Source organism: Pristimantibacillus sp. Z349TD_6, from assembly GCF_056173205.1.
In genome coordinates this window covers 3,027,763-3,054,159 of sequence record NZ_CM149662.1, presented here as the reverse complement: position 1 = coordinate 3,054,159, position 26,397 = coordinate 3,027,763, and the positions used below count along the sequence as shown (strand labels likewise).

At 44.6% G+C, this 26,397-nt stretch carries 26 protein-coding genes; 8 read left to right on the top strand and 18 right to left on the bottom strand.

Annotated features, from left to right (window positions below):
- Positions 1-4 precede the first annotated feature (4 nt).
- From AC0VYE_RS12930 to AC0VYE_RS12915, 4 genes are all read right to left on the bottom strand, one after another.
- Positions 5-925, bottom strand: coding sequence for an ABC transporter permease (locus tag AC0VYE_RS12930; protein ID WP_139991467.1), 921 nt, complete (start codon positions 923-925; stop codon positions 5-7).
- Between the two features lie 73 nt (positions 926-998).
- Positions 999-2,723: an extracellular solute-binding protein gene (locus tag AC0VYE_RS12925; RefSeq protein ID WP_475448431.1), complete on the bottom strand. Its 1,725-nt coding sequence runs from the start codon at positions 2,721-2,723 to the stop codon at positions 999-1,001.
- A gap of 146 nt (positions 2,724-2,869) precedes the next feature.
- Positions 2,870-4,486 carry a response regulator transcription factor gene (locus AC0VYE_RS12920; protein WP_475448429.1) on the bottom strand — a complete coding sequence of 539 codons (1,617 nt, stop codon included), beginning with the start codon at positions 4,484-4,486 and terminating at the stop codon, positions 2,870-2,872.
- Entirely contained in the window at positions 4,479-6,275 is a 1,797-nt protein-coding gene (locus AC0VYE_RS12915; protein WP_475448427.1) for a sensor histidine kinase, read from the bottom strand. Before AC0VYE_RS12915 ends, AC0VYE_RS12920 begins: the two co-directional genes overlap by 8 nt.
- A gap of 273 nt (positions 6,276-6,548) precedes the next feature.
- Here AC0VYE_RS12915 and AC0VYE_RS12910 point away from each other — a divergent pair, with 273 nt between their 5' ends.
- Together AC0VYE_RS12910 and AC0VYE_RS12905 are read left to right on the top strand one after the other, a co-directional pair.
- A complete protein-coding gene (locus AC0VYE_RS12910) occupies positions 6,549-7,127 on the top strand; it encodes an SGNH/GDSL hydrolase family protein (protein WP_475448425.1) in 579 nt (192 codons plus the stop codon).
- Positions 7,128-7,220: 93 nt separating this feature from the next.
- Positions 7,221-7,640 carry a VOC family protein gene (locus tag AC0VYE_RS12905; RefSeq protein ID WP_475448423.1) on the top strand — a complete coding sequence of 140 codons (420 nt, stop codon included), beginning with the start codon at positions 7,221-7,223 and terminating at the stop codon, positions 7,638-7,640.
- A 1-nt stretch (position 7,641) separates the two neighbouring features.
- Here the strand turns inward: AC0VYE_RS12905 and AC0VYE_RS12900 are convergent, their stop codons facing one another.
- Positions 7,642-7,938, bottom strand: coding sequence for a hypothetical protein (locus tag AC0VYE_RS12900; protein ID WP_475448421.1), 297 nt, complete (start codon positions 7,936-7,938; stop codon positions 7,642-7,644).
- Between the two features lie 142 nt (positions 7,939-8,080).
- Positions 8,081-8,233, bottom strand: coding sequence for a hypothetical protein (locus tag AC0VYE_RS12895; protein WP_179089903.1), 153 nt, complete (start codon positions 8,231-8,233; stop codon positions 8,081-8,083).
- 178 nt (positions 8,234-8,411) lie between these two features.
- Between AC0VYE_RS12895 and AC0VYE_RS12890 the strand changes: the two genes are divergently transcribed.
- Complete coding sequence (locus AC0VYE_RS12890) at positions 8,412-8,891, top strand: GAF domain-containing protein (protein ID WP_475448419.1); 480 nt, start codon at positions 8,412-8,414, stop codon at positions 8,889-8,891.
- 127 nt (positions 8,892-9,018) lie between these two features.
- Here AC0VYE_RS12890 and def read toward each other — a convergent pair whose 3' ends face one another.
- The 6 genes from def to AC0VYE_RS12860 form a co-directional block, all read right to left on the bottom strand.
- A complete protein-coding gene (gene def / locus AC0VYE_RS12885) occupies positions 9,019-9,537 on the bottom strand; it encodes a peptide deformylase (RefSeq protein WP_475448417.1) in 519 nt (172 codons plus the stop codon).
- 3 nt (positions 9,538-9,540) lie between these two features.
- Positions 9,541-9,783, bottom strand: a complete 243-nt coding sequence (locus tag AC0VYE_RS12880) for a helix-turn-helix domain-containing protein (RefSeq protein WP_076270562.1) — start codon at positions 9,781-9,783, stop codon at positions 9,541-9,543.
- A gap of 226 nt (positions 9,784-10,009) precedes the next feature.
- On the bottom strand, positions 10,010-10,666 hold the full coding sequence (locus AC0VYE_RS12875) for a GNAT family N-acetyltransferase (protein ID WP_475448415.1): 657 nt from the start codon (positions 10,664-10,666) through the stop codon (positions 10,010-10,012).
- A gap of 172 nt (positions 10,667-10,838) precedes the next feature.
- Positions 10,839-11,324 carry a nitroreductase family protein gene (locus tag AC0VYE_RS12870; RefSeq protein WP_076270564.1) on the bottom strand — a complete coding sequence of 162 codons (486 nt, stop codon included), beginning with the start codon at positions 11,322-11,324 and terminating at the stop codon, positions 10,839-10,841.
- Positions 11,311-11,673: a hypothetical protein gene (locus AC0VYE_RS12865; protein ID WP_083682507.1), complete on the bottom strand. Its 363-nt coding sequence runs from the start codon at positions 11,671-11,673 to the stop codon at positions 11,311-11,313. The genes AC0VYE_RS12870 and AC0VYE_RS12865 overlap by 14 nt, the downstream gene beginning before the upstream one ends.
- A 127-nt stretch (positions 11,674-11,800) precedes the next feature.
- The gene (locus tag AC0VYE_RS12860; protein WP_475448413.1) at positions 11,801-12,385 is read right to left on the bottom strand and encodes a GNAT family N-acetyltransferase; all 585 of its coding nucleotides are present in this window, start codon (positions 12,383-12,385) and stop codon (positions 11,801-11,803) included.
- 176 nt (positions 12,386-12,561) lie between these two features.
- Between AC0VYE_RS12860 and pdxR the strand changes: the two genes are divergently transcribed.
- Both pdxR and AC0VYE_RS12850 read left to right on the top strand, forming a co-directional pair.
- Positions 12,562-14,067, top strand: coding sequence for a MocR-like pyridoxine biosynthesis transcription factor PdxR (pdxR, locus tag AC0VYE_RS12855; protein ID WP_475448411.1), 1,506 nt, complete (start codon positions 12,562-12,564; stop codon positions 14,065-14,067).
- A 193-nt stretch (positions 14,068-14,260) separates the two neighbouring features.
- On the top strand, positions 14,261-15,607 hold the full coding sequence (locus AC0VYE_RS12850) for a vWA domain-containing protein (RefSeq protein WP_475448409.1): 1,347 nt from the start codon (positions 14,261-14,263) through the stop codon (positions 15,605-15,607).
- A 52-nt stretch (positions 15,608-15,659) separates the two neighbouring features.
- On the opposite strand, the gene AC0VYE_RS12845 is transcribed toward AC0VYE_RS12850, so the two are convergent.
- The 4 genes from AC0VYE_RS12845 to AC0VYE_RS12830 form a co-directional block, all read right to left on the bottom strand.
- Positions 15,660-16,805, bottom strand: coding sequence for a low temperature requirement protein A (locus tag AC0VYE_RS12845; protein WP_475448407.1), 1,146 nt, complete (start codon positions 16,803-16,805; stop codon positions 15,660-15,662).
- A 167-nt stretch (positions 16,806-16,972) separates the two neighbouring features.
- Positions 16,973-17,434, bottom strand: coding sequence for a GNAT family N-acetyltransferase (locus AC0VYE_RS12840; protein WP_475448405.1), 462 nt, complete (start codon positions 17,432-17,434; stop codon positions 16,973-16,975).
- Between the two features lie 121 nt (positions 17,435-17,555).
- On the bottom strand, positions 17,556-19,685 hold the full coding sequence (locus AC0VYE_RS12835) for a GMC family oxidoreductase (protein WP_475448403.1): 2,130 nt from the start codon (positions 19,683-19,685) through the stop codon (positions 17,556-17,558).
- A gap of 473 nt (positions 19,686-20,158) precedes the next feature.
- Positions 20,159-22,753, bottom strand: coding sequence for a GH116 family glycosyl-hydrolase (locus AC0VYE_RS12830; protein ID WP_475448401.1), 2,595 nt, complete (start codon positions 22,751-22,753; stop codon positions 20,159-20,161).
- Between the two features lie 143 nt (positions 22,754-22,896).
- On the opposite strand from AC0VYE_RS12830, the gene AC0VYE_RS12825 reads away from it, so the two are divergent.
- Entirely contained in the window at positions 22,897-23,772 is an 876-nt protein-coding gene (locus AC0VYE_RS12825; RefSeq protein WP_475448399.1) for an AraC family transcriptional regulator, read from the top strand.
- Positions 23,773-23,777: 5 nt separating this feature from the next.
- Here AC0VYE_RS12825 and AC0VYE_RS12820 read toward each other — a convergent pair whose 3' ends face one another.
- Positions 23,778-24,017 (bottom strand): hypothetical protein, encoded by a 240-nt coding sequence (locus tag AC0VYE_RS12820; RefSeq protein WP_475448397.1) that lies wholly within the window; start codon positions 24,015-24,017, stop codon positions 23,778-23,780.
- Between the two features lie 37 nt (positions 24,018-24,054).
- Positions 24,055-24,303, bottom strand: a complete 249-nt coding sequence (locus tag AC0VYE_RS12815; protein ID WP_475448395.1) for a hypothetical protein — start codon at positions 24,301-24,303, stop codon at positions 24,055-24,057.
- A gap of 187 nt (positions 24,304-24,490) precedes the next feature.
- On the opposite strand from AC0VYE_RS12815, the gene AC0VYE_RS12810 reads away from it, so the two are divergent.
- Together AC0VYE_RS12810 and AC0VYE_RS12805 are read left to right on the top strand one after the other, a co-directional pair.
- Positions 24,491-25,447, top strand: coding sequence for an ABC transporter permease (locus tag AC0VYE_RS12810; protein ID WP_076270575.1), 957 nt, complete (start codon positions 24,491-24,493; stop codon positions 25,445-25,447).
- Between the two features lie 12 nt (positions 25,448-25,459).
- Entirely contained in the window at positions 25,460-26,389 is a 930-nt protein-coding gene (locus AC0VYE_RS12805; protein WP_076270576.1) for a carbohydrate ABC transporter permease, read from the top strand.
- Positions 26,390-26,397 lie beyond the last annotated feature (8 nt).

Below are 26,397 nucleotides of genomic sequence, written 5' to 3'. Positions count from 1 at the left end.
TTCCTTAAAAAATCCGGTAACCAGCTATACGATAAGCCAGCCAGTACGATGCTCCTACAAAAATCAAAGAGACCACAGATTTGAATAAGCCGACAGCTGTCGCAACCGCATATTGAGCATCGATAAGACCTAGTCGATAAACAAAAGTGTCTAGAATATCTCCCGTACGATAGACAAGCGGGTTATACAAATTGAATACTTGGTCGAAGCCTGCATTCAGTACGCCCCCAAGCCCGAGTGTCGCGAGCAGCACGATGATGGGAAGCATGCCTGGCAATGTCACATGAATCGTTTGTTTCCATCTGCCTGCCCCATCCATAATGGCGGCTTCGTATAATGTAGGATTAATGCTTGTAAGCGCAGCGAGATAAACAATCGTGCCAAATCCAAATTCCTTCCATACATCCGTGACAACGAGCACATAAGGAAACAGCTTATCATTGCCAAGAAAAAATAGCGGTTCCATTCCAAACCAGCTAATCACTTCATTCAGTAGTCCCTGTGATGGTGAGAGAATATCGATCAGAATACCGCCAAGAATGACCCACGATAGGAAATGCGGCAAATAAATAAGTGTCTGCACCGATCTCTTGATCGATGATTTCCGCACTTCATTAAGCAGCAATGCCGTCACAATAGGGGCAATTTGACCGAAGATGATTTTCAGAAAAGCAATAAAAATGGTGTTCCATAACACTTGGCCAATCCCAGGCATTTGGAGCATAAACTCGAAATTGTTCCAACCCACCCATTTGGAATCGAAGAAGCCTTTAGCAGGAATGAAATTCTGGAAGGCAATGACGATTCCTGCCATAGGGATATAATGAAACATGATTAACAATAGAATTCCGGGCACCAGCATAAGATGCAGAGGTAGATGCTTCTTCCAAGATCGTCTTCTTTTGACGGTCGCCGCTTGCAACATGATCATTCCTTTCTAAGCTGATAGAGTAAGAAAGGAAGCAAGCCATTCGAGCTGCTTCCTCTCCATTCTCAGGTTATTGTTTAGCCTTATACCATTCGTTTACTTCAGCCGTAATTGCATCTCCGCCAAATTTCTTCCAATCCGCTACAAACTTATCGAACTCGCTTACATCCGATTGCCCCATAATAATTTTCGTGAACACTTCCAGCTTCATCTTATCCAGTGTGCTTTTCTTGGCTGTCATCGTTGGCGTGCTTGGTCCCGAATATTCATCAACCAGATACTTGTTATCCTTCACATAGTCGCTGACTACATTCATACCGCCTCCTGGTCCAGCCCATTTATAGGAAGACCAGGCCTGCCCTTCCTCGTTGCTGTCTATAAATTTCCCCGATAACCACAACTGGTAGAGGTCATAATGATGCTTTACATCGGCAATCGGATTATCTACATACTTCCCTGCATCAACCGATTCCTGAACACCTCGGTGAATATTTATCAGCTCCAGTGGATCACTTATGATAACAGCTGCAAATGCCGCAACATTAATTTCCTTGTTTTCTCCCCCGTACCAATAGGCGTCCAGACGTCCTTCCGGACCATATTGCTTCTCTACTGCAAAATTAAGCAGCTTTACGAGCGCTTCCGGATGCTCGAACCCTTTGCGAACGACATAATAATTCCCAACCGGAATGCCGCCTGAGGTACTTGCTGGCTGGTCGTCAAAGGAAATGAGTGGATACGGCTTCCAATCCGACTTTTCCTTCTTATAATGATCCGTCAAAGGCCACCACACGGCACCCTCGCCTGAGTAGAACATGCCCGTTTTGTTACCGGCAATTAATTCGTATGCTTTAGCCTGATCCTTGACCGCAAATTCTGGATCGATCAGACCTGCTTTGAACAGATCCTGCAGCTTCTGCAGCGCAGGCTTGAGCCCTGGTTGTATATCTCCGTAGACGAGCTGTCCAGAATCATCTTTGACCCAGCGGCCTGGATAGGCATGGAAGCTCTCGAAGAAGCCCATTAAGGAATTCAAATCCTTATTGATTCCACCCAGCCCTATCGTGTCCTTCTGGTTGTTGCCATCAGGATCTTGACTCGCAAACGCCTCGGCGATGCGATATACGTCCTCCATCGATTTGGGCTCAGGCAAATTAAGCTTCTTCAGCCAATCTTGTCTAATCCATAACATCTGCGCACCGGTACCTGTGAAGGTAACACCAGGCAGCGCAAGCAATTTGCCTTCGAAGGTGGAGGCCTTCATTCCGTTGCCTCCATCATTACTTATGACTTGCTTGGTTTTCTCCGAAGCATATTTCTCGAATACTTCCGTCATGTCCTCGACCATATCGGCATCGACAAGGCGCTTCAGCTCATTAGCTGACACCGTCAAAATATCAGGAATATCACCAGATGCGATGGTCACATTCATTTTTTGCTGCCACTGTGTCTGTGGAACGCTCCACTTATTGATCAGCTTAATACCCAGCTCCTCTTCATAACTGCGATACCAAATATTGTTGTCTATGCTGTCGCCCTTCTCGAACTTGATCGACGGCGGCAGCGATCTTACGGTTGTCACCTCAATTGCAGGCTCATATTTGCCCAGCGGAACACCATCGGCTGGTTTGTCTGTCGAATTCGCTGCGCCCTTGCTGTCGCCTGTGTTTGCAGTGTTTTCTTGCTTACCCTTGTTTCCACTCGCTCCATTATTCGTAGTGCTGCATGCTGATGTTAAGAGAAGCATGACTGCTGTAGCGAGAATTAAATATCGCTTAAAGCTTTTGTGTTGCATGTTCAATCCCCCTTTTGTTGTAAACGCTGTCACTTGCATGAATAAAGTATAAGCCCGCTACATCGACTTACGTAACAGGCCATTTCTTTACTTCTGCTTATCTATTTTTTACCTATGTGCAAAAATTTGCCGAGCAAGCCCATCCATCATCGTTCTTCAAGCGATCGATAATCCTGTGGGGTATAACCGCTTGCTTTCTTGAAGAATCGTGTAAAATGGGGCGGTGAAATAAAGCCAAGCGCGGCACTTATTTCATGAATTTTCAGATCTGGTTGAAGCAGCATCCGCATCGCTTCTTTCAGCTTAGCCTCATGGATATAAGTGAGCACGTTTGTACCCGTCACCTTTTTGAATGCTCTGGATAAATAAGACGGATTCCATTGTACAATCTCAGATAAACGCACCAAAGAGAGATCCTCTCCTAGGTGATCGTGAATATAGCTCTTCACAAGATCAATGGTCCGGTCGCGGCGTTCAGCCTGGTCCTGCTGCTGCATCTCAAAAATCGTCATGGCAAGTCGATAATAATAATCCATATATGATGACAGATTAACTTGATCAGCTGCCGGCTGCATTAATACCGACAAATCAATGCGTACCGATAGGCGCTCCTGCAAATTAAATCGATGAATATGGCGCAGGAAAACAAGCGATAGCGCAGAGTAAACCGATTCCATTCTCATAGGCTCAGCTTTGAAGCGAGCCCAGGCCGAATCGAATGCTTCGGCTTGGCCGCTTGCTAAATATTCGCCAAACAAATCCGTTTTGCGCAGCATCTTCGCAAGGTAAAGCTCGGTCTCGCCGAATTCAACTTGAACAACACCGTTTCGATCACCGGATTGACGATGATACTCATGCTCCAGCATCGCCCATCGGTCGGCAATGTCATCCCACTCGCAAGGAGACCTGTCCAGCAGAAAAAATAGTGAAATATGGAAAGAGAGCTGAAAGGCAGCCTCTGCATTCTCCGCATATTCCCGAACCGCTAGACGAGTGTCGCTCCACAAAGCAGATTGTTCAATCGGCTCGCTTAGATGACTGGATGCCGGTTGGATGAACCAGGCCATTGTTTCCTTGTCCACAAATATATACTTCATATGCAGGTGGGAATAACCATACTGCTCCTCGATTACCTTCATCCCTGCGTGCAGCCGCGCTTTTCCAGACTGCCGCGATCCAGAATCCAATCCGATCAGTTTAGCCATCATTAGGAGGACTGGACGCTTCGGATCGTGAGGAATACCCAGCTCCTTGAATTGATTGGACTTGCTGTGCCTATCAAATGATTCATCATAGAGCAGTTCGCTTAACAGCTCGTTTTGAAGCAGCGGCAGCGTTTGCTCCATCTGCTGCATCGCTTTGCCCATAAGACCTTCAATCTGCTGTTCTCCGGCGATATCCTCTGCCAGCTTGCCAATCGTATCCAAAATTTTCTCATGGCCCTCTGTCTTAAGAAGATAGCTGGTATTGTCATAATGGATAGCCTCGTATACATAATCGAATTCGCTATGCCCGGTCAAAAAAACAACTTTGCATCTAGGCCATAACCTGCGAATATGCTTGTGAAGCTCCAGACCGCTTAGAACAGGCATCCGAATATCGGTCATTACGATGTCAAATCTTCCCCTCCTTAACCATTCGAGAGCGCTCTTTCCAGAATAAGCCTTATACAGTTCGAACTCGATCGGAAAACGTTCCTGCAGAAGTGTATAGAGGCCGTCCGCAATATCGGGCTCGTCATCAACAATTAACAATCTAAGCATACGCCTTGTCCTCCTTCCATATGGTCAAACGAACTTCTAATCCTCCAAGACGGCTGCGCTCGACAACGATTCCGCCTCGCTCCCCGTATTTCATCCGCAACCTTCGGTGTATGTTTAGCAGGCCAGTCGTTTCAATCGTACTTTCATCCGTCCTCAGCAGCTTCTCTAGCGTCTCCAGCCGTTCCTGATCCAATAATAGGCCATTGTCTTCCACACGAATCAACAAACAATCCTCTGCTTCTTCGAAAGTGATTGACAGAAGTCCGCCTTCCTCCACATGATCAAATACATGCTCGAAAGCGTTTTCGATTAAGGGCTGAAGAATAAGGCGCGGTACCTTAACCTCAAGGTAAGCGGTTGGAACTTCGCCGCACTTGGCCTTCATCCGCAGACGAAAGCGCCTGCCCTGAATTTCAGCATAAATTGTAGCATGCTTGGCCTCCTCGAAAAGCGGTACTTCATCTGAGGAATTGCGGGTAATGTACTGTAAATAGCTGCCCATCTGTGAAGCGAACTGCTTGGCACTGTCATGATCTTCCACCGCAATCATGTTATAGAGCGTGAAATAGCTGTTATATAGAAAATGCGGATTAATTTGTGATTGTAGATGCTTTAGCTCAGCTCGTTGAACTAATATTTTGTGCGTATATACTTGTTCAATCAAATCCCGCATATAACGGGACATTTTATTAAAGCCTTGGAGTAAATATCCGAACTCGCTGCGGCTGTTCTCGGTAATCGTTACGTCCAATTCGCCCTTCTCCATCTTCCTAAATGCACGCAGAAGCGCCAGCAGCGGCCGATGGATCATACGGTACAAGGAAAGACACAAAACAATAATAAAGAAGAGGAATACGGCAATTAACACCCAGAACAGCTGCTGGTATCGATGTAAGTTATTGAACAAATGTTTCTCAGGAACAAAATGAATGAGCGAGAACCCGAGAAGCTCAGAGAACCGAGAGGATACGAGCACTCTATCATCTCCCTCGCCGACACTCCTAATATTCTCGTATTCATTCGGTGCGCCCGATTTATATTGATCGATGTACTGATCCAAATAGGGATTCTCATAATGATGAGTGCGAATAATAAAATCGCCATTCGGATCGCTTAGAACGGAGCCGCTATTCTCGCTGCTCTCTAAAGAGGAAAGTGATTTGCTTAGTTCATGTGGTGAGAGCTCCACAATAATGGAATACATCGCATTTTCCGCTTCGTACAAACCACGCACCTCGTGAACAAGTACAATATATGGAATATGATTGAGGAAATAAATCGCTTTTCCCGGACTCTTTCTAGCCAGCTCACTAGTAGCATTAAATTGTTTATGCATCATCGCGCCCGTTCCCTGCATAGCGGATATCGTACGGTTAAGGGAGGGAATATGTACGGACACATCCGATATATAGACGCTGCTGTTTTTTAGTGCAAACAGCCTGTCCTGTACCATTAATATGGCTTGGCTTTTGTCATATTGATTCATGTAGTCTGGAATAACAGCCAGCTTGTTCAGCGATTCGTCGTTAATTAATTCATACTGCAGCAGTTGAATCCGTTCGACTTCCTTCTCCATCGCACGTATATTCGCATCAACCCTCGACTCCATCGAGTTGGATATTTCTCTTCGCAGCAGCTCCCTGCCTCCAGAATAAAAGTTGTTCCCGATCAAGATAATCGGTATCAGCAACAAAGCCAGCAATAACGCGAAGCGAAGCAACAGTGAGCTCTTTATTCTGCTAAACCCTGTACGGATAAGTACCGCCTCCATTTTTGCTAAGATTGCCATGACGCAGCAGCTTAGATTCGTTTTTTTGTTTCCACTTGCAAATGATACGGCTTCACCGTATACACTTTTTCATTATTTAAAAGATTGTGCTCAAAAGCAATACAAACACTAGTTTAATGTTAAGCGATTTCATGTGCTTTCAACATTGACGTTTTTAACATTTGGACAGAAAAAAGACTAGATAAATCAATAGCTTGATTCATCTAGTCTTCGACTCTATTACATAGGTGTCTTATACTATAGGTATACATAAAATAGAAAGAGGTGCCCGATATGTGGAAACACTTTGTAGCTATAGGTGATAGCTTTACGGAAGGTATTGGTGATGAAGTTGAGGAGACCCCATTAAAGAGCTGGGTCCATCACTTCGCCGAGCTGCATGAGCCCGCATTAAAATACACCAATTTGGCTAAACGTGGATTGATAACCAAAGAAATTCGCTTAAAGCAGCTGGAAGAGGCTCTAGCACTAGAGCCCGACTTAGTCAGCCTAATTGCAGGCGCAAATGATATTTTAAAAGGCCGCTGGAACTTCAATGAGTATAAGTCGGAAATGGAGCTCATGGTAGATGCGTTAAGCAAGTCAGGTGCTGCTGTTATAATCGGAAATCTTCCCGACTTTACAGCTAGATTGCCTTTGCCTGATGAAAAAAAACGAGTAATAAAAGAACAGCTGCTGCAAGCAAATGAAGTCGTTCGTTCACTTAGCAGCGTGTACAAATTAATGCCTATCGATTTCTGGAATCATCCAATAGCTGAAGACAATACCTTTTGGTCTAAGGATTTGATTCACCCCAACTCCATAGGATACAGAAAAATTAGTGAAATTATATTTAATCGTTGCTCAATTTGAATGAAACAAACGGCTATTTCTTGCTATGAGCAAGAGAGAACAATAAATATACAGGATTTAATTGTTTATGATTGTTTAAATGGAGGAAATTCTATGAGCAAAAAAGCAGGTCTCATTCATCATATTGAAATCTACGTCTCAAATTTAGAGCATTCTTCAGAATTTTGGGGATGGTTTCTAAGTGAACTTGGTTATGAGGAGTTTCAGAAATGGAGTCAAGGGATAAGTTGGAAGCATGAAGAAACATATATCGTATTCGTTCAAACAGAGGAAAAGTACCTAGATACCACTTATCATAGGTGTCGTGTAGGGCTGAACCATTTGGCATTCCAAGCAGAATCCCGTCAGCAAGTCGATAACTTCACCAAAAAGTTGCGAGCACGTGGTATGAAGATATTGTACGAAGACAAACATCCGTATGCTGGAGGGGAGCATAATTATGCAGTATTTTTTGAAGACCCCGACAGAATAAAGGTTGAACTGGTTTCAACGCTAACGCAGAACGATAGTTAAATTAATGTAATAATTTGCGTAAAACCTTAATCCAACGTGGTTCATACGCTTCGCTAATTGGACCTCCAATATAATATTTGTTATCCGGGTCCATTTCAAATATTTTTCTAAGACCTTCAGGCAGCTCATATTTAACAATTGGTGAAGTCGCATCCGATTTAAAATAGTATTGCTTACATAATGGACATAGTAAGATTAATGAGTCGTCTGATTGATATGCATAAATGTTAAGCTCTTTTCCACATAAATCACAAGGAATAATTCGTTTACGATTCAACCAATTAATGAACGAACCCATTATCATTCCCCCATAGAAAATATCACTTCTTTCCCATTTCGCGTCTTATTTTACGGCTAATTACCATCGGTGTAAATAGCAAAAAAAGTCCCTAAAGATAGGGACTTTTTTTCTTCCTGATTTAAATATACGTGCTATTAAATCATTTTTCCGAAAGTTCAATTTCTTGCTTTGTTGCTTCGTCAGCTGGTTGGTCGTTTTTCACATATTCATCTTGGTCACTGCCCCAAACATAATCGTAATTCGTAATGTCTGGCTTGTAGTCTTTTTTCGAATTGTCTTTATTATTTTCCATAACCATCACTCCTTTTTTGTTAGTATGCGTTCTCCCATTGAAAATTAATCCATTTGATTTCCGCTGCTTCATATCCTGGTTATCTCGAAATGTTTAAATCTTATTAGGGAGTATGCTAAAATGTGATGTACAACAAAAAATAATAAACTAATCCCGTTTAAGATAAAGGAGTCGAACGATGTTTCATCCAGAACAATACGAAGGATCAAAGGAGCAAAAATACGATTTGGCCATCCGGCAGCTTCAAGCTTTGCTGGAGGGTGAATCTGATGTAATTGCCAACCTGTCCAATGCATCGGCCTTGCTTAATCAATTTTTAGATCGTATTAATTGGGTTGGATTTTACGTGTATCGGGGCGAAGAACTAGTCCTAGGACCTTTTCAAGGATTACCCGCTTGCGTCCGCATTCCTCTGCATCGAGGCGTTTGCGGGAAAGCTGCCAGCCAAAGAGTAACTGTCAGAGTTGGAAATGTGCATGAGTTCCCGGGACATATCGCATGTGATGCCGCATCCCAATCCGAAATTGTTATTCCAATCATTATAAACGACGAGTTGTTCGGCGTTCTCGACATAGATAGCCCTGAGCTTGATCGTTTTGACGAGGTTGACCAGCTTTACTTGGAAAAGCTCGTTAAGCAACTGATTCAGCACTTGTAATACCAAATAGCCTGTCTTAACGATAACTCGCAACTTGAAGGTCATATCCAAAAAAATAACGAGCCCTAGAATCGCTTCTAGTGGCTCGTTTTAGGTTAAGATAATATTGAATTTTAACAATCCTCTATTACAAATTTGTATAGGATAACTTGCATGCCTCGATAAGATCTGCCCGTTCATTCGTCCCTTCTACAAAAAAAGAATTCTCTTGAATAAGATCAATATAAAGCGTACCATTTAAGTGGTCTACCTCATGTTGTATGCATCTCGCCAGAAAACCCTCTGCTTCAATAACAAGCTCTTCACCTGATCTAGTTAACGTTTTCACTTTCACATGTTGTGACCTTTTAACTATGCCATAATATCCAGGAAGAGATAAACACCCTTCAGAGCCAACTTGTTCACCGCTTTGATATACGATCTCCGGGTTAATCAGTTCAATTAGCCCATCGCCACAATCCATGACAATCAATCTTCTTAGAATGCCTATTTGAGGAGCAGCTAGACCAGCCCCATCATTCGAATTATAGAGTGTTTCAGCCAAATCATCCAAAAGCTTTATAATTTTCGGAGTAATGCTTTCAATTGGCTTAGCTTTCTTTCGAAGAACAGGATCACCAAAGGGCAGAATTGCTTTTATAGCCACAAACTAAGCCTCCTTTACTTGTAAAGTTGGGGTATGTACCCATAGATCATTAGGTTTACATTCTAATGCCGTACAAAGTGCATCTAACGTTTCAGCCTTCATTTGCTTCGGTTTACCTGATATTAGAGCACTGATTGAAGGAGCAGAAAGGTTATAGTTAGCCTTATCCTCCAGCAGGCGAGCCAGTGCTGCACCTGTCCATATTCCTCGATCAGCCATCATTTTTCTGAGCATCCATTCAAGCAAGTTAAACACCCCTCGACACCACATTAGGCAGCAACTAAAATAATTAGGCACTGCCTAAATTTAGAGTATCATTAAATGTAAATTTTCTCAACAAATGAACTCACTCTTTTTGTTCAACGCTCTTGACTACATAAAACACAAAAAACCTCTACACCGTGTATCTTCACGCTAGAGAGGTTATATTTTAAAAAATCACTTTTCAATTGAAGATCATTGGAACTGGCCCCTAACGATTTGTGCCTCTTTGAAGACGTTCTTGAAGATTGGCTCGCACCGCTGGCCATTCCTCGGCAAGTATCGAATAATAAGCTGTATCTCTAATACCCCCATCGCTTGCAGGAACATGTGCCCTTCGAATACCTTCAAAAGCAGCACCAAGCCGTAATATCGCTGAACGAGAACGTAAATTGCGAGCATCTGTTTTGAGCGAAACTCTAGTCGCCTTCCACGTTTCAAACGCATGGGTAAGCAGAAGAAGCTTAGACTCTGTATTAACTCCTGAACGAATAACTGAGGCTGCATACCAAGTGCTGCCGATTTCGGCCACGGTTGGCGGTTTCTCATCCGAAGGCGATGGTCCACTCGCAACCCCTGGAGGCCATGGAGGCGGCCATGAGAAAACCTCTAAATCCAGAAATCTTGTGGTTCCAACAATACGCCCTGTTTTAATATGACGGACCACAAATGGCACTGCACGGCCTTTCTCGTAGGACATTAATGCCCCCTCTATGTATCGTTCGGTATCCACCCGCCCAATTGGCACATTCGTATACGTATAAAGTGACCGATCTTCCGAGGCGGCGGAGCAGAGAGCATCGACGTGGTCCATCGTCATTGGTTCGAGATGGACTAGATCCCCTCGAAGGGTGACTGGCGTTAGCATGGAATCACAACCTTTATATATTAATTATTTGTTGTTTGAGATTCAATTTGAGGAATTGCTTTAAATATAACGTTACGAATTGGTTAGTCAAAGTGAATGATTCTTGCTTTAGATCATTCACTAATGACAAAAAAACTCCCCACAGCCAATCAATCTGTAGAGAGGTTCATTTTTAAGAGAGATACGTAATTTTGGAAGCAATTGATGTTCTTGGCTTAGCATTTGGAAGTTCTGCTGGATAACCAATTCCAAATACACCAATAACATCGTAATCTTCCGGCACATCCAGAATGGTACGGTTATGAGCCAAAGCCCCCAGAGATGCCCAATACACACCAACACCTGCTTCATGAGCAGCTAATAAGAAGTTCTGTACAAAACATGAGACAGCCATAACATTCTCGTCGCGTTCAAATGAAGTCGAACCTGGTTTAGACAATACTCCAATAACGACAGGCGCTTTGCCAAAGTCCGTTTTATGACTTAATTTGATTCTTGTTTCTGGTCCAATAAACAGGAGCTCCCAAGGTTCATTAAAGCGATGGTTAGGCGCATAGCTGGCAGTCTCTAGCCAAGAAATCAAATCACTTTCGAAAATGGGCTGAGAACTGAATGATTTAATACTTCTACGGGTTCTTATTGCTTCAGTTACTGTCATTTTTCTCATCTTCTCCAATCCTGTTATTGTCGCTTTCAGGAGCTGCTTCGCGAAGCTCAAACGACTGGATAAACTCCTGAATAATCGCATCCGTTGCTTTTAATTCACCACTTATAACTAGTTTGATGGCGTCGTATTCTGGCTGATTGAGTTGATGCAGTAAAGTTGAGCGCTTCGTTTGAAGTCTCTCAAGGAACGCAATCGCTCTTCCTCGGCGAAAGGTTTGAGCGCTTGAAGAACGCTCATGTTTTCTACCGTCGTGTTCATGTCCCCGATCTCTGTGTCCTCTGTGCTCATGATGCCCTATGTGTCCGTGTTGCCCTATATGTCCGTGTCTTCCCTCGCGCATCGTTACTCCCCCTCAAGGTGTATACAATTGTATACAAGTGATTTATGTATACAAATGTATACCGACTCAAGGTGAGCTGTCAAGAAATTATTTGTTTATCTACGAATGAAAAGGTCTAACCCCATTCCTATTCAGAAAGATAAGACTCCAGCCTTGCCTTAACCGACGGCCATTCCTGATTCGTAATGCTGTACATTACTGTATCGCGAATATATCCGTCACTTAACACACGATGGTTGCGCAGCACCCCTTCTCGAATACCGCCGATGCGCTCAATCGCTGCCTGTGACCTCGTATTACGAAGATCCGCTTTAAGCTGTACTCTGATCATGTTGTGATTCTCGAATGCTTCGCGCAGCAGCAAATATTTGCATTCGGTATTCACCCTTGTCCGCCAAACACTGGGGTTCATCCAGGTATAGCCGATTTCCAAACCGCGATGTTCTGCTGAAATATCGAAAAATCGGGTACTCCCAACGATTTTTTTCTGTACCTGATCCCATATAACAAAAGGAATGCAGGTTCCTGCCGCCTCTTCTTTTTTGGCTTGCCCAATATACTGCTCGGCGTCAGCTAACGAAGAAATCCCTTTCAAAGTCACTCCCCAAATCGGTGTGTCCTTTGCCGCTTCCAGCAGCATGCCAGCATGATGCTCCTCCAACAAGGTCAGCTTTGCGCGCGTTCCTTGCAATGTGTTTTTTTCTGTATTCATTACCCGTGACCTCCGATTTTATATAAGAATAGTATCTCTGCTAAGGTATGGATTCCGTATTGCTTGTTTACTGGAAATGTGAGACTGTTGTCATTATATGATGCATATCGGATTAGTAATAGATCCATTTTCGATCAATTTCATTAGACCACTTCAGAAACGGCAGGTAAGCAAACATGACTATTTATTTAGCTTTAGAGCCGTATAAGGAACGTTACACCACCAAATATGAGATGTTGTACCATGCGCTGCGGGATGCTTTGATGGAAGGCAAGCTTGTCCATGGGGATAAGCTTCCTTCTAGCCGAGAACTAGCGAGGATGTATGGATTTTCACGCGGTACAGTTTCGAATGTACTTGAGGCACTCGCAGCTGAAGGGTATGTGGCTCCCTTGGCCGGCAGCGGAACATACGTTAGTTATCAGACAACGAACCTTTCGTTGCTCCCTTTTGCCAAGAGAGAAATACAATTGTCTGAATGGGGTGAGCGGATTGCAGGCATGGCAGTTCCTATCAGGGAAACAGATACCCACATTCATGGGGCGGATAGCCATCAGACATTAGTAAATGATGGTTCAGAGCATTCAAAATGTTCCGAGAAAATATCCTTTCAACTAGGAATAACCGACATGAGCTCGTTTTCGAAGGAAGACTGGAATCGGTGCCTGTATGATGAAACAAGGAAAATGACAGAAAAAGCTAATATCGATGCACACAAGCCGCTTGGTGTGGAAACTTTGCGCGAAGCCATCGCTAAGCATCTTCAGCGCTATCGGGGTATTGTTGCTGATTCGGCGCAAATTGCGATCGTAAACGGATCAATGCAGGCAATTGCCTTGCTGACACAGCTTTTAGCAGGCTCTGGGGATGCCGTTGTAGCCGAAAGCCCAGGTTATTACGGGATTCGGAAAGCTGTGCTTGCTTCAGGAGCAGTGTTAATTGAAGGTGAAGTTGACGATCAGGGACTAGTTCCGCAACCTTGGAATGCCCAGCTGCTTTTTGTTACACCGAATCGCCAATACCCAACGGGGGCTGTGTTGAACATGGAGCGAAGGCAGCAGCTACTCCAATGGGCCGCTGATCAAAATGCATTTATCGTTGAGGATGAATATGACAGTGAATTCCGCCACCGAGGCAAACCAATTGAGACGCTCAAAAGTTTGGATACTTCAGCTGATCTCGTCATATACACAGGTACATTTTCCAAAACGATGATGACGGATATAAGGCTTGGTTTTGTTGTCCTGCCGAGAGTTTTGGTCGTGCCCTTCGCTAGAGCAAAGGCTTTATATGAGCCGCATCCAAGCGCGATTCTTGAGCAGCGGGCGCTCGCCTCGTTCATGAACAGCGGGCTGTATGAACGGCATTTGAGACGAATGAAGCGAATATACAGCCACAAATTCACTCTTTTGCGCGACGCTTTGAAACGATTGACCATTCCAATTCGCTGGGTTGAGGGAGATGCAGGTTTGCATATTTTCGGTTGGTGGACAGGAGCGCAGGAGGATTATGATGCTTTTGAGAAGGCTTGCCGGGAAGCAGGCGTCGAGTGGGCGAAAGATCGAACGAACCTTAATCGGATTGGCATAAGCCTCGGCTTTTCGCATCTCACAGACGATGATTTGACAGTCGGGATAGAAAGAATGAGCAAAGCTTGGAAGCTCGTAGAATCAACATCTTAAATTCCAACAGCCAAACCCATTCCACTGCTAAGCAGATTGATTCAAAAGCAAGGATAATTTATTAAATTACACCCATCTATTAAAATAGTTCTCTATTCAATCCTATGATATAATTCAACCATTACAGTGTAAGGTTTCCATAATATGCAGGTTATCCCTCACATTCTCAGTACGAGACAAGGAGAGTGAACGTATGAGTACTTCTACGATTAAATTAATAACAGGCGCCAATGCTCCACTTGGCGACGCGACCTCGGTGAAGGTTGCCATTTCCTGCAAGCATTCGCCAGCAGAGCTCGATGTCAGCTGCTTTATGGTAGGCTCTGACGGTAAAGTTTCATCCGATGATTATTTCGTATTTTATAACCAGCCTGCCGATCCCGGGCGCATCGTGCAATTCACTCCACAAGACAAATGGAATAGTGAATTTATCATTAATCTTACTGCCCTCCAATCATCGAAGGTTCAAAAATGCGTATTTGCGATCACCCTTGATGGACCGGGAACGTTCGCAGATGTAAAGGGATGCCAAATCACTGCCGAAACCTCGGTGAATAAAATTGTATATGAAATAACAGAAGGAAATGCTGAAACCTCGCTAGTGCTCGCCGAGCTGTACCTGCATTCAAGCGGCTTTAAGCTTCGCGCGGTTGGAAAAGGTTTCCACGGTGGTTTGAAACCGCTCGCGGAAGCTCATGGCGTAAACGTTGCTGAGGAAGCAGATACAAGCAGTCCCCCATCCCCAGCAGCTCCGACGATTCAAGCCGATCAGGCACGCTCAAAAGCTGTATCCGAAATCAAAGCTGCACGCTCAGGCGCAGCGAGTTCCTCGGCAAGTACTGCGCCATCTAAAATTAATTTGAACAAAATTGATTTGTTGAAACAAAAAGTGGCCATATCGCTTCGCAAAAAAAATATCGATCAGCAAAAAGCGCGCGTAGCTGTTATATTCGACGCCTCCGGCTCCATGTATGCTCTCTACGAAAAAGGCGTCGTGCAGCGAGCATTTGAGCGGGTACTTGCAGTTGCCGCCAGTATGGATGACGATGGCATGATGGATGTCTGGTTCTTTGCCTCGAAAAGTCAACGAATGAAGAGCGTAAACGAAAATGAATACGAAAATTACGTTAAAAATACATATCCAGCCCCTCGCCTATTTGGTGGCCTCGGCGCTGGTAATAATGAACCTCTCGTTATGGCCGATATAATCAAGAAGTATACGCAAGAAGAGCCTTCAAAAATGCCAACCTATATAGTCTTCTTCAGTGATGGAGGCATCTATGAAACGAAGAAAATTTCGAAGTTGCTAATTGATAGCTCCGGTCAAAATATATTTTGGCAATTTGTCGGCCTCGGTAATGCCGACTTCGGCGTGCTGCGCAAGCTCGATGATTTGAGAGGGCGAGTACTCGATAACGCCGATTTTTTTGCGCTGGATGATTTGGATCAAGTAAGTGACGAAGATCTGTATGATCGACTATTCAATGAATACCCGCAGTGGCTGAAAGACGCACGGGCCAAAGGTATCATCAGCCCATAGCAAGCAGCAGACAAGTCGATAGTCATGAGCACCGTTCAGCAATGATCCGTGTTCATGGCTTTTTCACGTTTTTCGTTGTTAATTTTGCATATACAACAAAAAACACCATCACTTCTCCGATGATTATGTAATTCGGAAGTACAAGAAACAAATCCAATGTAAAAAAAGCGATCAGCAGCCCTAAGAAAAGCGCTAAATGCGATATACCCAATCTTTGATGTTCATGTCTATACTTATGGAAAACTAATGAGGTTGAAAAAAAGTAGAGCAATACAGATCCAAACATATAACCTAACATAAATAAATAATCTAATTGTTTCAAAAATAACAACTGGATCGAAGCTGCGATCATACACATTGATAAATAAATGAATAAATGCCCATAAATGATCGTTTGTCCTGCAGTCTCTATTGATTTGTTTACTTTCTTCTCGACGTTATCAAAATATTGCCACCACATAGCGATGATTAACACAAAAGTAATTAACGCAAATAAGATAGATTCCCACGTCCAGTTGCTGGACTGCAATACGGCTAGTATGCTGATTACGGATTCGCCAAGCAGAATAAGGGTAAACAAAGAGAAGCGTTCTAATAAATGATGAGTATTTACCGGGCTTTTCACTAAATATTTTCGACCGATTAAAGGCAGCAATATGTCTACAGCTATTCCTGCATACAAAACGGCATAACGTATCCACGAGTCAAAAAATAATGATGATGCAGATATGACCAAACCTATCCAAAAGCGACTCCCTAAATACTGAGCAGTGATTTTTTTATGTGCTTCTTCTTTCTTATGTACCGCTAAATATTGAATAGCCGTCATAGCTCTTAAACCAATATAGCCTATTAAAAATGAAACATAATATTGATCAAAATCAACCGATAAGCTGGCGGTCATGATTAATACAAAAAATAATTGTAAAATCAGAAATATTCTGTGAGATAAGACATCTTGTCCGAAGCGATTTACAAAAAGCGACTGCCCCACCCAAGCCCACCAGATCGGAACAAAAATTAGAACGAATTTCCCTAAGTATTCTACTGGAATGGAGCCATTCTCGACATGCAGCAGCACATGAGCTGCTTTTGAAACTGCCGCTACAAAAAGCAAATCATAAAACAATTCCAGCCAGGTAACCTTCTTTTCAGCAGATCCTTCTTTCTGTTGTAATCCTAATACTTGCTTAATCATGGTTAGTGCTCCTTTTCTATTGAGGTGCTGAACCCCCGCTATCCATCTTTTTGAGTACTAACCCATCTTAGCGGATGTGGACGAATACGAATAGAGAAATTTCACTATTTTTTGAGAGAGCAAAAAAAGAAGAGCAGGCTATCGCAGCTCCTGCTCTTATTATAAAATTAAAAATGCTTTTCCATCGCTCCATCGCAGCGAAAGAAACCATTTTTGGAGTAAAACTGCACACTATTGCTGCTCGGCCAAACCAATAGGAACTCGACTTTATTTTCTTTTGACCAAAGCTCCATGGCCAATTGAATGTCGCTACCGATTCCTTGATTTCTAAATGCTGGTCGCGTATATACGTTGGTCACGTATCCATAATAAGGGTCCGGGGATTTACCAGGTCTAGGCACTTTATGAATAAGTTGAAGATACATATGTGACACTATGTTTCCTGAATCTTCTGCTACCCAAATATACCAGTCTCCGCTTTTCATTGCTTTAACTAAGAATTCATAACAAGTCTGATGGAACTCCTCGTAGTTTAGTGTACTATCGCTGTTCTCCTCTTCCGAGAACTCCCAGCGCATTCGAACAAGCTCATCGATATCTTCCAGGGTAGCAAGGCGTATAATGGACATGATTACCTCCCTTTTTTCATAGTTCCTCCACTACGCTTCTCTGATAGCAAGATGACCATCCGAGGTTTTAGCGAGTCTTTTATGATTTATTTTTTTGTTACTATGTTTCTCTAATTTTTCGCTACCCTTGTTTCACGAGGTTTTCTGCAGTACGGAAAGCTAAAGCCATGATCGTCAACACCGGGTTAACACCGCCATTGGTCACGTGCACAGATCCGTCGCTCACCCAGAGATTATCGTATCCATGTACACGACCTAAGGGATCAGTGACGGAAGTAGAAGGGTCATTGCCCATGCGAAGTGTACCTGCCTGATGTTGTCCGGCGCTAAGCCCGCCACCTGCCCGAGTTTGCCAAACTTCACTTGCCCCAGCAGCCCAGAGCCACTTCTCTGCTTGCTCTCCCAGCATGGCTGATGCTCGCAGCGACTCAGGATGGACGCTTCCCGAGAGCTGAGCAACAGGTATGCCAAAGCGATCCTTTACCGCATTCGATAGCCGAACTCGGGACTCCGCGCTCGGTATCTCTTGGATCGGCCCCTGAATTTGGCTGGTGCGCAAGAAGCTCTGCCGCATGGTTTCCTTGCCTGCGCTCCCCCATCGCGCCGCATTCGGGGCCAGCGCTCGATACCAGTGAATAAGCGGCAACCGAGTGAACTCGTTGGCAAGCAGCCCTCCCCCGATAATGCCCTCGTTACTATGGTCAAAGCGGAAAGTGGCAATGCTCACTCCCGGACCAAGACCGTCTTGAATCGGTTCATCAAAGAGGCCGTATGCACCAGAGTAGACATGGCCTTGAAGGTTTCTTCCTACTTGTCCGCTCCGATTGCCGATTCCATCCGGTTCTGATTCCGTTGCCGAGTTGAGAAGAAGGCGTGCGCTTTCGATAGCTCCGGCGGCAACTACAACATGCCCCGCACGTATGATCCGTCGCTGGATTGAGCCCTCCAATTGCTGCACGAGACGAACCCCAGTAGCATGTTTTCCACCCTCGGTGTCAATGCGCTCCACCGTGGTATCACAGATCAGGTCGCAGTTACCTGTTGCGAGAGCCCTCACTAACATCGTATTATGCCCGCCATTCTTGCTATTGGTCGGGCAGGCAAATCCAACACACTGTCCGCACCGGCCGCAAGCTGGTCGACCGTCCCTATCAACGGAGTTGATGAGCAGCGGCACCGGACCTGCTTCCCATCCCAGCTTTTCTGCTGCTCTAGCAAGTCGTTCTGCCTCCAGCGTACGTGAGAGCGCTGGCATTGGATAATCCTGTCGTCGTTTCCCGCGTCCAGAATGGGCATTCCCATCACCAGAGACGCCAACTTCCCACTCGGCCCGCATGTAATACGGTTCAAGTTCTTCATAGCTAATCGGCCAATCGCTCAGCGAGCTCCCATCTGGTATTCCATAGCGACTCGCCATGCGGAAGTCATCTGGATGAAATCGCCATGCCTGCGCCCCGTAAACTCGTGTCCCTCCACCCAACGTCATTGCATTATTGTGATAATCCCCATCAATAGGCGATGTAATTCGCTCATCTCCGCCCGCCAATAGAATCGTACGAGGGCTGCCTTCCAATTCTGGTCCTGTGTTATGTCCATACTTGCTAAAGCGATGGTTGCGCAAATGATCACTGCCTACCTGATTGTATCGAAGCCAGCTTCCACGCTCAATGACGAGAACTTGAAGCCCTGATTCAGCTAATACAGCCGCTGCTACAGAACCGCCAGCTCCAGCACCTATGATGACCACATCATATTGGTCGCTAAGCTGGTCGAGGTTTTTTTGCGGTAAATCTATTTCTGGGGCCGCGTCAATGCTTTCGGGGACAGTCCCCGGACGAAACCCGATCATTTCCCATGATCTGCCTTCGCTATTCCCGCCAAGCTCCGGGCTTCCATAGTATCCTTCAACGACCAGACACAATAAAGTGTCAAAGAAACGTTTGGATGAAACAGGCCAGCCGTCAAAAGAATCATGCTCGACGTCGCGCAACAATCGATCCTTCTCATGAGGCAACAGTTCCGAAAAAGGTTGGTTATGGAGAGCTAATGCCTCTGCTTCCAATGCACGAAGTCCTGGTTCTATTAGATCCGTCCAGGCAGCGGTATCCTGAGCAGCAATACGTTTCAGGTATGCTATAACTCCTCCATCGGTCGCCGACGGCCATGCATCTCCTGGAATCAGTTGATCTGCAACCGCTTCCAAAATCAAAAGAAGCTCGCTCGAAATATACTCTTGATCGTCAATCCTCAACGAACCTCCACCTCCCATTGGCTTTTTACAGCAGCGTCTTGACTCATCCTCATGCACGCTCCTCCCTAATTTGCACAACGATACCTTAACAGCTTGCTTCACGCAGTCCCCAAGTTCTTCATGCACCACTAACCTTACTTTTTAACCTTTTAAAATCACACGAATACATCTATTTAAATATAGCTTCATTTCCATCTTATACTTTTCACTGAGTTGTTCAAGTGTTTTTCATTCTTTGTTCATTCCAAAATAGTAAACTATTATTCCTAATGATCAGATTTCATATCAAACAAAAAACCACCGTTTTGGAAACAGTGGTTTTAGGCTTAAGTTCGCAAATGCCCTTATATTTGAGCTTTTCTAGATGATAAAACGCACATGAAGCATACGTACAAATGCCGCTTTGGCCGAAATTGTTAACTTAATGAGGTAGGATACGTTCTGTCAGACTGGAAAAAGCTAACCTCTTGCCTCTAAGCATGCTTTATCACAAGCATGTTTCCCTCATCAATGATAATCGGCTGTTCAAAATGAATCCTATCTTCTACGATGATATAAGCCAAACTAGCATCGCCTAATTCGATTTGTTTAATCGTTTCGATTCTATCTTCGGGTAGTCCAATCGATTTTAAGACCAGTTTGCCGCCCAGTAATTGTAACTGAGTCTGTGTCTCGCTTTGCTCGTAGACGCCCCAGCCCATGTCAAGCGACCATAACGTACGAAACTTATCCACATCCGACTGAACAGGTTTGAATCCAATCATGCCTTCGACCATGTCGTATTCGAAGCCGCTGAAGGCTTGCAGCAAGGAGTAACTTGCCAGAGATCTCGCGTAGTTGCTGCCGCATTCGATCTCGTTCCACGGATTGCGTTTCTCGCCGTCGTAACGCTCCCGGATCGCTTGAACAATGGAAACCCCCTCATCGATGAAACCCTCTTGAATCATGTGCGCAGCCGCTTGGTATTCGAAGCCGGTCATCGTCTCCGAGTTATAAGTGAGCGGAATCGCCGGCTTATGTCGGCCCTCTGGCCAAGTGCAGATCACGAGTCCGCCCTCGTCGTTAAGAGAGTACAAGCGCCAAGTATTCGCTTCCCGCCTCATGCTGGTTTTGAAATTATACCGATACAATGACTTCAAAGCTGTACGCATCTGCTCCTTATCGAAAATTTCGCCCAAACCGCATAAATTAGCGTGCCATTGTGCAATGACTTGGTCAAGGACGCAGCCTTCCCCAATCTGGTATTTGATCTCCCCTCGTTCATGGTTCCAATACGTGCTGACCGTTTCTGTGTCGAATTTATCGAGCAGCGATTTATCCGATAAATCGATTTGTTGCACGTAGTACTCGCCATTGAACAGATGCTCATCGATCCATCGCTTTCCCGATCGAAACAGGCTGTCAAATTCGTCCGCAGTTTCACTCTCACCCAAGAATGCCGCCATCTCCGCTCCCGCTTTAAGAGCCGCTAAGTAAAATCCGTTCAGCCAAGAATTCGGTCCGTATAGCTCCATGTCAAGAGTGTGATGCTGCCTGCCCGACAATACGCCCGTTTTATCTGGGTCCCATTTGTCCTCGTTAGTATCGGCCCAAGCGTACGTAATGCTTTGCTTAATTTCTGGCCAGACGGACGTAAGCCACTCTGTATTGCCCGATATTTTCCAATCTCGATAAGCTTTAATAACGCCGCCGAATTGGCCATCCGCGCAAGCACGGGAATCCATACGCTCGCGTCCGAGCGGGAGCATTAACCGGAATGACATTCTGCCGTCGTCGCGTTTGTTGTATTTAAAATCTAAATCCCGCATGCTGCGCTCTAATCGTGGGAACAGGAAGGGCAGTGCATAAGCATAATTCCATACATGCGTACAGGAACCTTCGCAACAGCCAGTATCTTCGATGCTGCCTTCGAATCCATAGAAGGAACCGTCGGTTAGACGTAGTGATGTTGCCGTTTTGACCACGGATAAATTTGCGGACACCGCATCCTTGACGACATCTGGCACCGTCGATGAGAACAATGCATCTTTAAACTTAACGGTCTCGCTGTAAAGACGATCCCAATGGTCAAAAGCATACTTCGCGCATGCGCTGGAATCCTCAAACAGCGTCGCATAATAATTTTTCCAGCTGTTAGAGCCTAGCGGATTGGGATTCCAATAGTTCTCCACGTTTGGAAAGTTCCAGCTGATCGTGAATCGAATCTTTTTCTTCTCTCCGGGCTTCAGTTCAATATGAGCGGCAAGTGACGCCGTGTCTTTGCGTACCAAAGGCGGCTCAGTCACGGGATACTGCCGATTTTGCAAACGTCCTTGCTGTGTGAAATCATGCCAGAACATCTCGAGATTGTCGCACCAGCCGCCGCGATACCAGAATTCTTGGTAGCTGACATCTGGTGAATCAGTTGACAGAGTGATATCGCCGAACTGAGCGTGCGTATCGTCATGATGGTCAGAGCTTAGCTTAATCATGTGTATGCATTCGCCTTCGTTGCCTTCAATCATGCTGTATCGGTGATTTACCTTTTCCGTCGGAATGGGGTTGCCAGCCGAGAGGCATAACGTGTACGCCATCGTTTCATGATTTGTATTTTCAACTTCCCACTCAAAAAAAGCCGCGGGAAGGCTAGAGTCATCCTCTTGGAGCGGTATGAACGGATTAAAGGCCACTAATTCGACTCGCCCGGGGAAATCGATTTCTGCGAATGACATGCCTGCCAACGGGAATTCGCCCCTGAATTCCACCTCCCGAAAATGTGGCATACCCGCCATCGTCTGACTTTCAGGTCCGAATCCATATCCGCTATGCAGCGGAGCGCCGCGAAGATGCTCGCCGACGTAAGGCGCTTGTAAATCGCCGTTCAACACCCGCGCATCCAGCACTTTACCCTCCCGCTCCGCCTTTATTGCGAAGTGGCTAAAACCGTTGAAACTCTTCTTGTTCGGACGGTTGAATATTTCCCAGTCCACCAACCGGCCATTGCCTGCAAGACCGATGCTTCCGCTGCCGATTCCTCCAAGCGGAAAACTTATTTCCCTCATTTTAATACCCTTATACGCCTTTTTCATGCTTATTACCTCCCTTAAGATCATGGTATACTTGAACAACAATCTACCTTCATCTTAATGGAATATAAGCAATATTCCTGTATATATAAGATCTATTTTTTATGTATAAAACGATTATTTTATAATGAAAGAGGCAGATTACGATGAAATTAGAGGACTACGTCATCGCTCCCTATGTTCGCGAATCAGATTATGCGATCCGTCCGCCCTTTTTCCTTGGCGAGCGCAATTTGCTGGATTATATCATTTTTTACGTGCAAGAGGGTTCGTTCGAAATCGAGGTCAACGGTAACGTTCATCTCCTGAATACAGGAGATCTCTGTTTGCTTCAGCCCGGGGACGTACATACAATCAAAGGCATTACCGATACGATCAATCCTTACGTGCATCTGGATTTCTTTTATAATTCAGAGAAGGATAAGAGCTTTATCACACGACCAGGACAATTGGACATGTCCCCCTACTCCACTTACTCACAACCTAGATTGCATGAATGCGAATCCTTACTCATTCCATTTAAACTTGAAACTCCGCACTCCGTTAAGCTGCGTGACCTCGTCTTCAAGATCATCGAATGCTGGCAGTCACAAACCTATCTAGGCATCATGGAAGCCAATCAGCTGGCTTATGAATTTCTGACCGTGATTTTCAAAAGTTATATGAAGCCACAAGCTGCCTCGTCATCTCGTCGTCCTTTCTTGAACTGGATTACGTCCTATTTAGCGTTTCGCATCTCAGAACCTATCAATGTTAGCGATATGGCCAAAAGAGCAGATCTTTCTCCCTCTCGATTCACAGTACTATTCAAGAAACAATTCAATATGACACCTTATCAATACTTACTGAATTTGCGTATCCAGCATGCTCAGGAGTTGTTGAAGGAAGGCATGTCCCTTCAGCAGACAAGTGAATATTGCGGTTTCACTGACGTTCATCATTTATCCAAAACTTTCAAGTCCATAACTGGAGTCAATCCCGGTTATTTCAAAAGGAATTATGATCAGGAACGAAATCACTAACTGCATTAGCCGCCCGTCTTATTTATAAAAATCGATTCTTTATCCGGTTTTACACCAATTAATACTGGCAAGCTTTTAACCAGTTGGCCTTCCCCAATCTCTCTCGGAAAAAATGCAATGAATAGATCGGATTTGCCCACCCTTTTTCCTGTATACGAAAGCTGAAACGAATAGCCATTTTGATTAAAACTGTCCATCCACTTACGCATGAGGCCTAGCTTGGCAGCTGTCTTTGGATTCATCATCTGTATATAGCCATCAGGAAAGGATATTTCTGGATATTCATAGCGGTATCCCTTCATTTGCGTTGCGCAAATGAAGTACCTTCGTATGTTGGATAAAATCTGAATCCGTCTCATAACCCCGAATTGCCGCTTCAGCTGGAATATCCAGCAGCTCTGCCGCCAGCGCCAGCGCGTCTTCAGCAAAGATCCTTTCTTTCTCCCAAATCGCCTTTAGTTCGGCAGGGTTCACACCGGGCGAACAAAACTCAGCCCATTTTGAAGGCAGCCCATTCACGTAATTATCCATTTATTTTAACACATATTGGAATTAAGCCTTGAGTCCATTCTTAAAGTTCTGTAAAACAGAATGATCGAATCTAACGTTTGTTGACTATAGTATCAAGTTTGTTATCTAGAAGCATCAAATCCTCCTATTATACAATGAGCTTAACAAGTGCAACACATCCGAGAAGACACCGAAAGGAGTAAAAGGCATGAAATCGACAGTTGAACTTCAAGATAAAAGAAAGCGCTTACGAATTCGTTGGCACAAGCAGGATACGGAACTCACCCTCTTGGCATTGCCTACAACGATATGGTACATCCTGTTTTGCTTCTTACCTATGTTCGGGATCATAATTGCCTTCAAAAACTTCAAAATTAGCGGCGGGTTTTTGAGCAATGTATTTAATAGTCCTTGGGTAGGCTTCAAAAACTTTGAGTTCTTATTCAAGTCAAATGACGCTTGGATCATTATTCGAAACACCATTGGATACAACATTATTTTTATCGTTCTAGGTATTGTGTTGCCCGTACTCTTCGCTATTATGATCGGACTGCTCCACAGCCGCAAAGCAAGTAAAGTCTATCAGACGATGATGTTCCTCCCTTATTTCCTATCTTGGGTTGTCGTATCTGCTGTAGGCTGGGCGTTCCTAAGCTTTGATAAAGGGATTCTTAATCAATTGCTCGTCAACATGGGCGGCGATCCTGTTAACTGGTACATGGAGCCGGCTTACTGGCCGTACATTCTAATTCTCTTAAATGTATGGAAAGGCTTAGGTTATGGCATGGTCATTTATTTGGCAACCATCACAAGCCTTGACAGCACTTACTATGAGGCAGCTGTAATTGATGGCGCTTCCATTTGGCAGCAAACACGTTTTATTACATTGCCAATGCTCAAACTCGTTATCGTCATGCTGTTCATTCTATCAGTTGGACGTATATTCTACACCGATTTTGGCTTGTTCTTTCAGGTCACGCGAGATTCCAATTCATTGTTTAACGTGTCTACCACCATCGATGTCATGGTGTATAAACAACTGAAATCCGCCACCTTAGGGATGGCAGCTGCTGCCGCATTCGTACAGTCCGTTCTGGGTTGTGCAACTATTCTAATCGCTAATTGGATTGTTCGCAAAATCGATCCTGATAGCGCGATGATGTAAGGAGGTAAGACCATGTCAACGAGAAGGACTTACGAAACAGGCCTTGAGAAATTCAACCGTACAAGCAACGTTGTAAACCTATTTTTCAACCTGATCTTTATCGTATTGGCGCTGATCTGCGTCATACCCGTAATTGTAGTGCTATCCATTTCACTTTCTAGTGAGGACTCCATACGTGAGACAGGATATCATATATTGCCGGTTGCATTATCAGGCGAAGCATACGCTTATGTGATCAAGCAAGGAACGATGATTTTGCGAGCGCTCGGCGTATCCGCTCTTGTTACGGTGGTTGGTACTGTGCTCGGTATATTTCTTACCACCTCCATGGGTTATGTTCTTTCTCGCCCAAACTACAAACTGAAGGGCTTTCTAACTTGGGTCGTTTTCATTCCTATGATATTTAATGGCGGTCTGGTTTCCAGCTACTTCATTAATACTAACCTATTAGGACTAAAAGACAGCGTCTGGGCACTCATTCTGCCGCTTGCCGTCTCTTCATTTAACGTTATCATTTGTAAAACCTTCTTTAAAAGCACGATTCCTGACGGGCTGATTGAATCTGCTGAAATTGATGGTGCGAGCCAGCTGCGAATCTTTTTCTCCATCATTCTGCCGATTTCCTTGCCTGTCATTGCAACCATTGGACTATTTCTCTGCTTCTCTTATTGGAATGACTGGTTTCAATCGATGTTATACATCAACAACCAGAACCTATATTCTTTGCAGGCACTGCTTAACAGCTTGATGAGCAATGTCGATGCGCTTGCCAAAAACGCTGCAAGTATGGGCGTTAGCTATGCCGTGCTCGTCGCAACGATGCCGAAGGAATCTGCCCGCATGGCTGTAGCGATTATCATTGTTCTGCCTGTAGCCTTCGCCTATCCGTTCTTCCAGAAATATTTCATTTCCGGGTTAACGATTGGCGCAGTTAAAGGATAATCAACGAA

Excerpts from the sequence above, each read along its gene's own strand:
- AC0VYE_RS12930 (WP_139991467.1), bottom strand. The coding sequence starts at position 925 with ATGTTGCAAGCGGCGACCGTCAAAAGAAGACGATCTTGGAAGAAGCAT.
- AC0VYE_RS12925 (WP_475448431.1), bottom strand. The coding sequence starts at position 2,723 with ATGCAACACAAAAGCTTTAAGCGATATTTAATTCTCGCTACAGCAGTC.
- AC0VYE_RS12920 (WP_475448429.1), bottom strand. The coding sequence starts at position 4,486 with ATGCTTAGATTGTTAATTGTTGATGACGAGCCCGATATTGCGGACGGC.
- AC0VYE_RS12915 (WP_475448427.1), bottom strand. The coding sequence starts at position 6,275 with ATGGCAATCTTAGCAAAAATGGAGGCGGTACTTATCCGTACAGGGTTT.
- AC0VYE_RS12910 (WP_475448425.1), top strand. The coding sequence starts at position 6,549 with ATGTGGAAACACTTTGTAGCTATAGGTGATAGCTTTACGGAAGGTATT.
- AC0VYE_RS12905 (WP_475448423.1), top strand. The coding sequence starts at position 7,221 with ATGAGCAAAAAAGCAGGTCTCATTCATCATATTGAAATCTACGTCTCA.
- AC0VYE_RS12900 (WP_475448421.1), bottom strand. The coding sequence starts at position 7,938 with ATGGGTTCGTTCATTAATTGGTTGAATCGTAAACGAATTATTCCTTGT.
- AC0VYE_RS12895 (WP_179089903.1), bottom strand. The coding sequence starts at position 8,233 with ATGGAAAATAATAAAGACAATTCGAAAAAAGACTACAAGCCAGACATT.
- AC0VYE_RS12890 (WP_475448419.1), top strand. The coding sequence starts at position 8,412 with ATGTTTCATCCAGAACAATACGAAGGATCAAAGGAGCAAAAATACGAT.
- AC0VYE_RS12875 (WP_475448415.1), bottom strand. The coding sequence starts at position 10,666 with ATGCTAACGCCAGTCACCCTTCGAGGGGATCTAGTCCATCTCGAACCA.
- AC0VYE_RS12870 (WP_076270564.1), bottom strand. The coding sequence starts at position 11,324 with ATGACAGTAACTGAAGCAATAAGAACCCGTAGAAGTATTAAATCATTC.
- AC0VYE_RS12865 (WP_083682507.1), bottom strand. The coding sequence starts at position 11,673 with ATGCGCGAGGGAAGACACGGACATATAGGGCAACACGGACACATAGGG.
- AC0VYE_RS12860 (WP_475448413.1), bottom strand. The coding sequence starts at position 12,385 with ATGAATACAGAAAAAAACACATTGCAAGGAACGCGCGCAAAGCTGACC.
- pdxR (WP_475448411.1), top strand. The coding sequence starts at position 12,562 with ATGACTATTTATTTAGCTTTAGAGCCGTATAAGGAACGTTACACCACC.
- AC0VYE_RS12850 (WP_475448409.1), top strand. The coding sequence starts at position 14,261 with ATGAGTACTTCTACGATTAAATTAATAACAGGCGCCAATGCTCCACTT.
- AC0VYE_RS12845 (WP_475448407.1), bottom strand. The coding sequence starts at position 16,805 with ATGATTAAGCAAGTATTAGGATTACAACAGAAAGAAGGATCTGCTGAA.
- AC0VYE_RS12840 (WP_475448405.1), bottom strand. The coding sequence starts at position 17,434 with ATGTCCATTATACGCCTTGCTACCCTGGAAGATATCGATGAGCTTGTT.
- AC0VYE_RS12830 (WP_475448401.1), bottom strand. The coding sequence starts at position 22,753 with ATGAAAAAGGCGTATAAGGGTATTAAAATGAGGGAAATAAGTTTTCCG.
- AC0VYE_RS12825 (WP_475448399.1), top strand. The coding sequence starts at position 22,897 with ATGAAATTAGAGGACTACGTCATCGCTCCCTATGTTCGCGAATCAGAT.
- AC0VYE_RS12820 (WP_475448397.1), bottom strand. The coding sequence starts at position 24,017 with ATGATGAATCCAAAGACAGCTGCCAAGCTAGGCCTCATGCGTAAGTGG.
- AC0VYE_RS12815 (WP_475448395.1), bottom strand. The coding sequence starts at position 24,303 with ATGGATAATTACGTGAATGGGCTGCCTTCAAAATGGGCTGAGTTTTGT.
- AC0VYE_RS12810 (WP_076270575.1), top strand. The coding sequence starts at position 24,491 with ATGAAATCGACAGTTGAACTTCAAGATAAAAGAAAGCGCTTACGAATT.
- AC0VYE_RS12805 (WP_076270576.1), top strand. The coding sequence starts at position 25,460 with ATGTCAACGAGAAGGACTTACGAAACAGGCCTTGAGAAATTCAACCGT.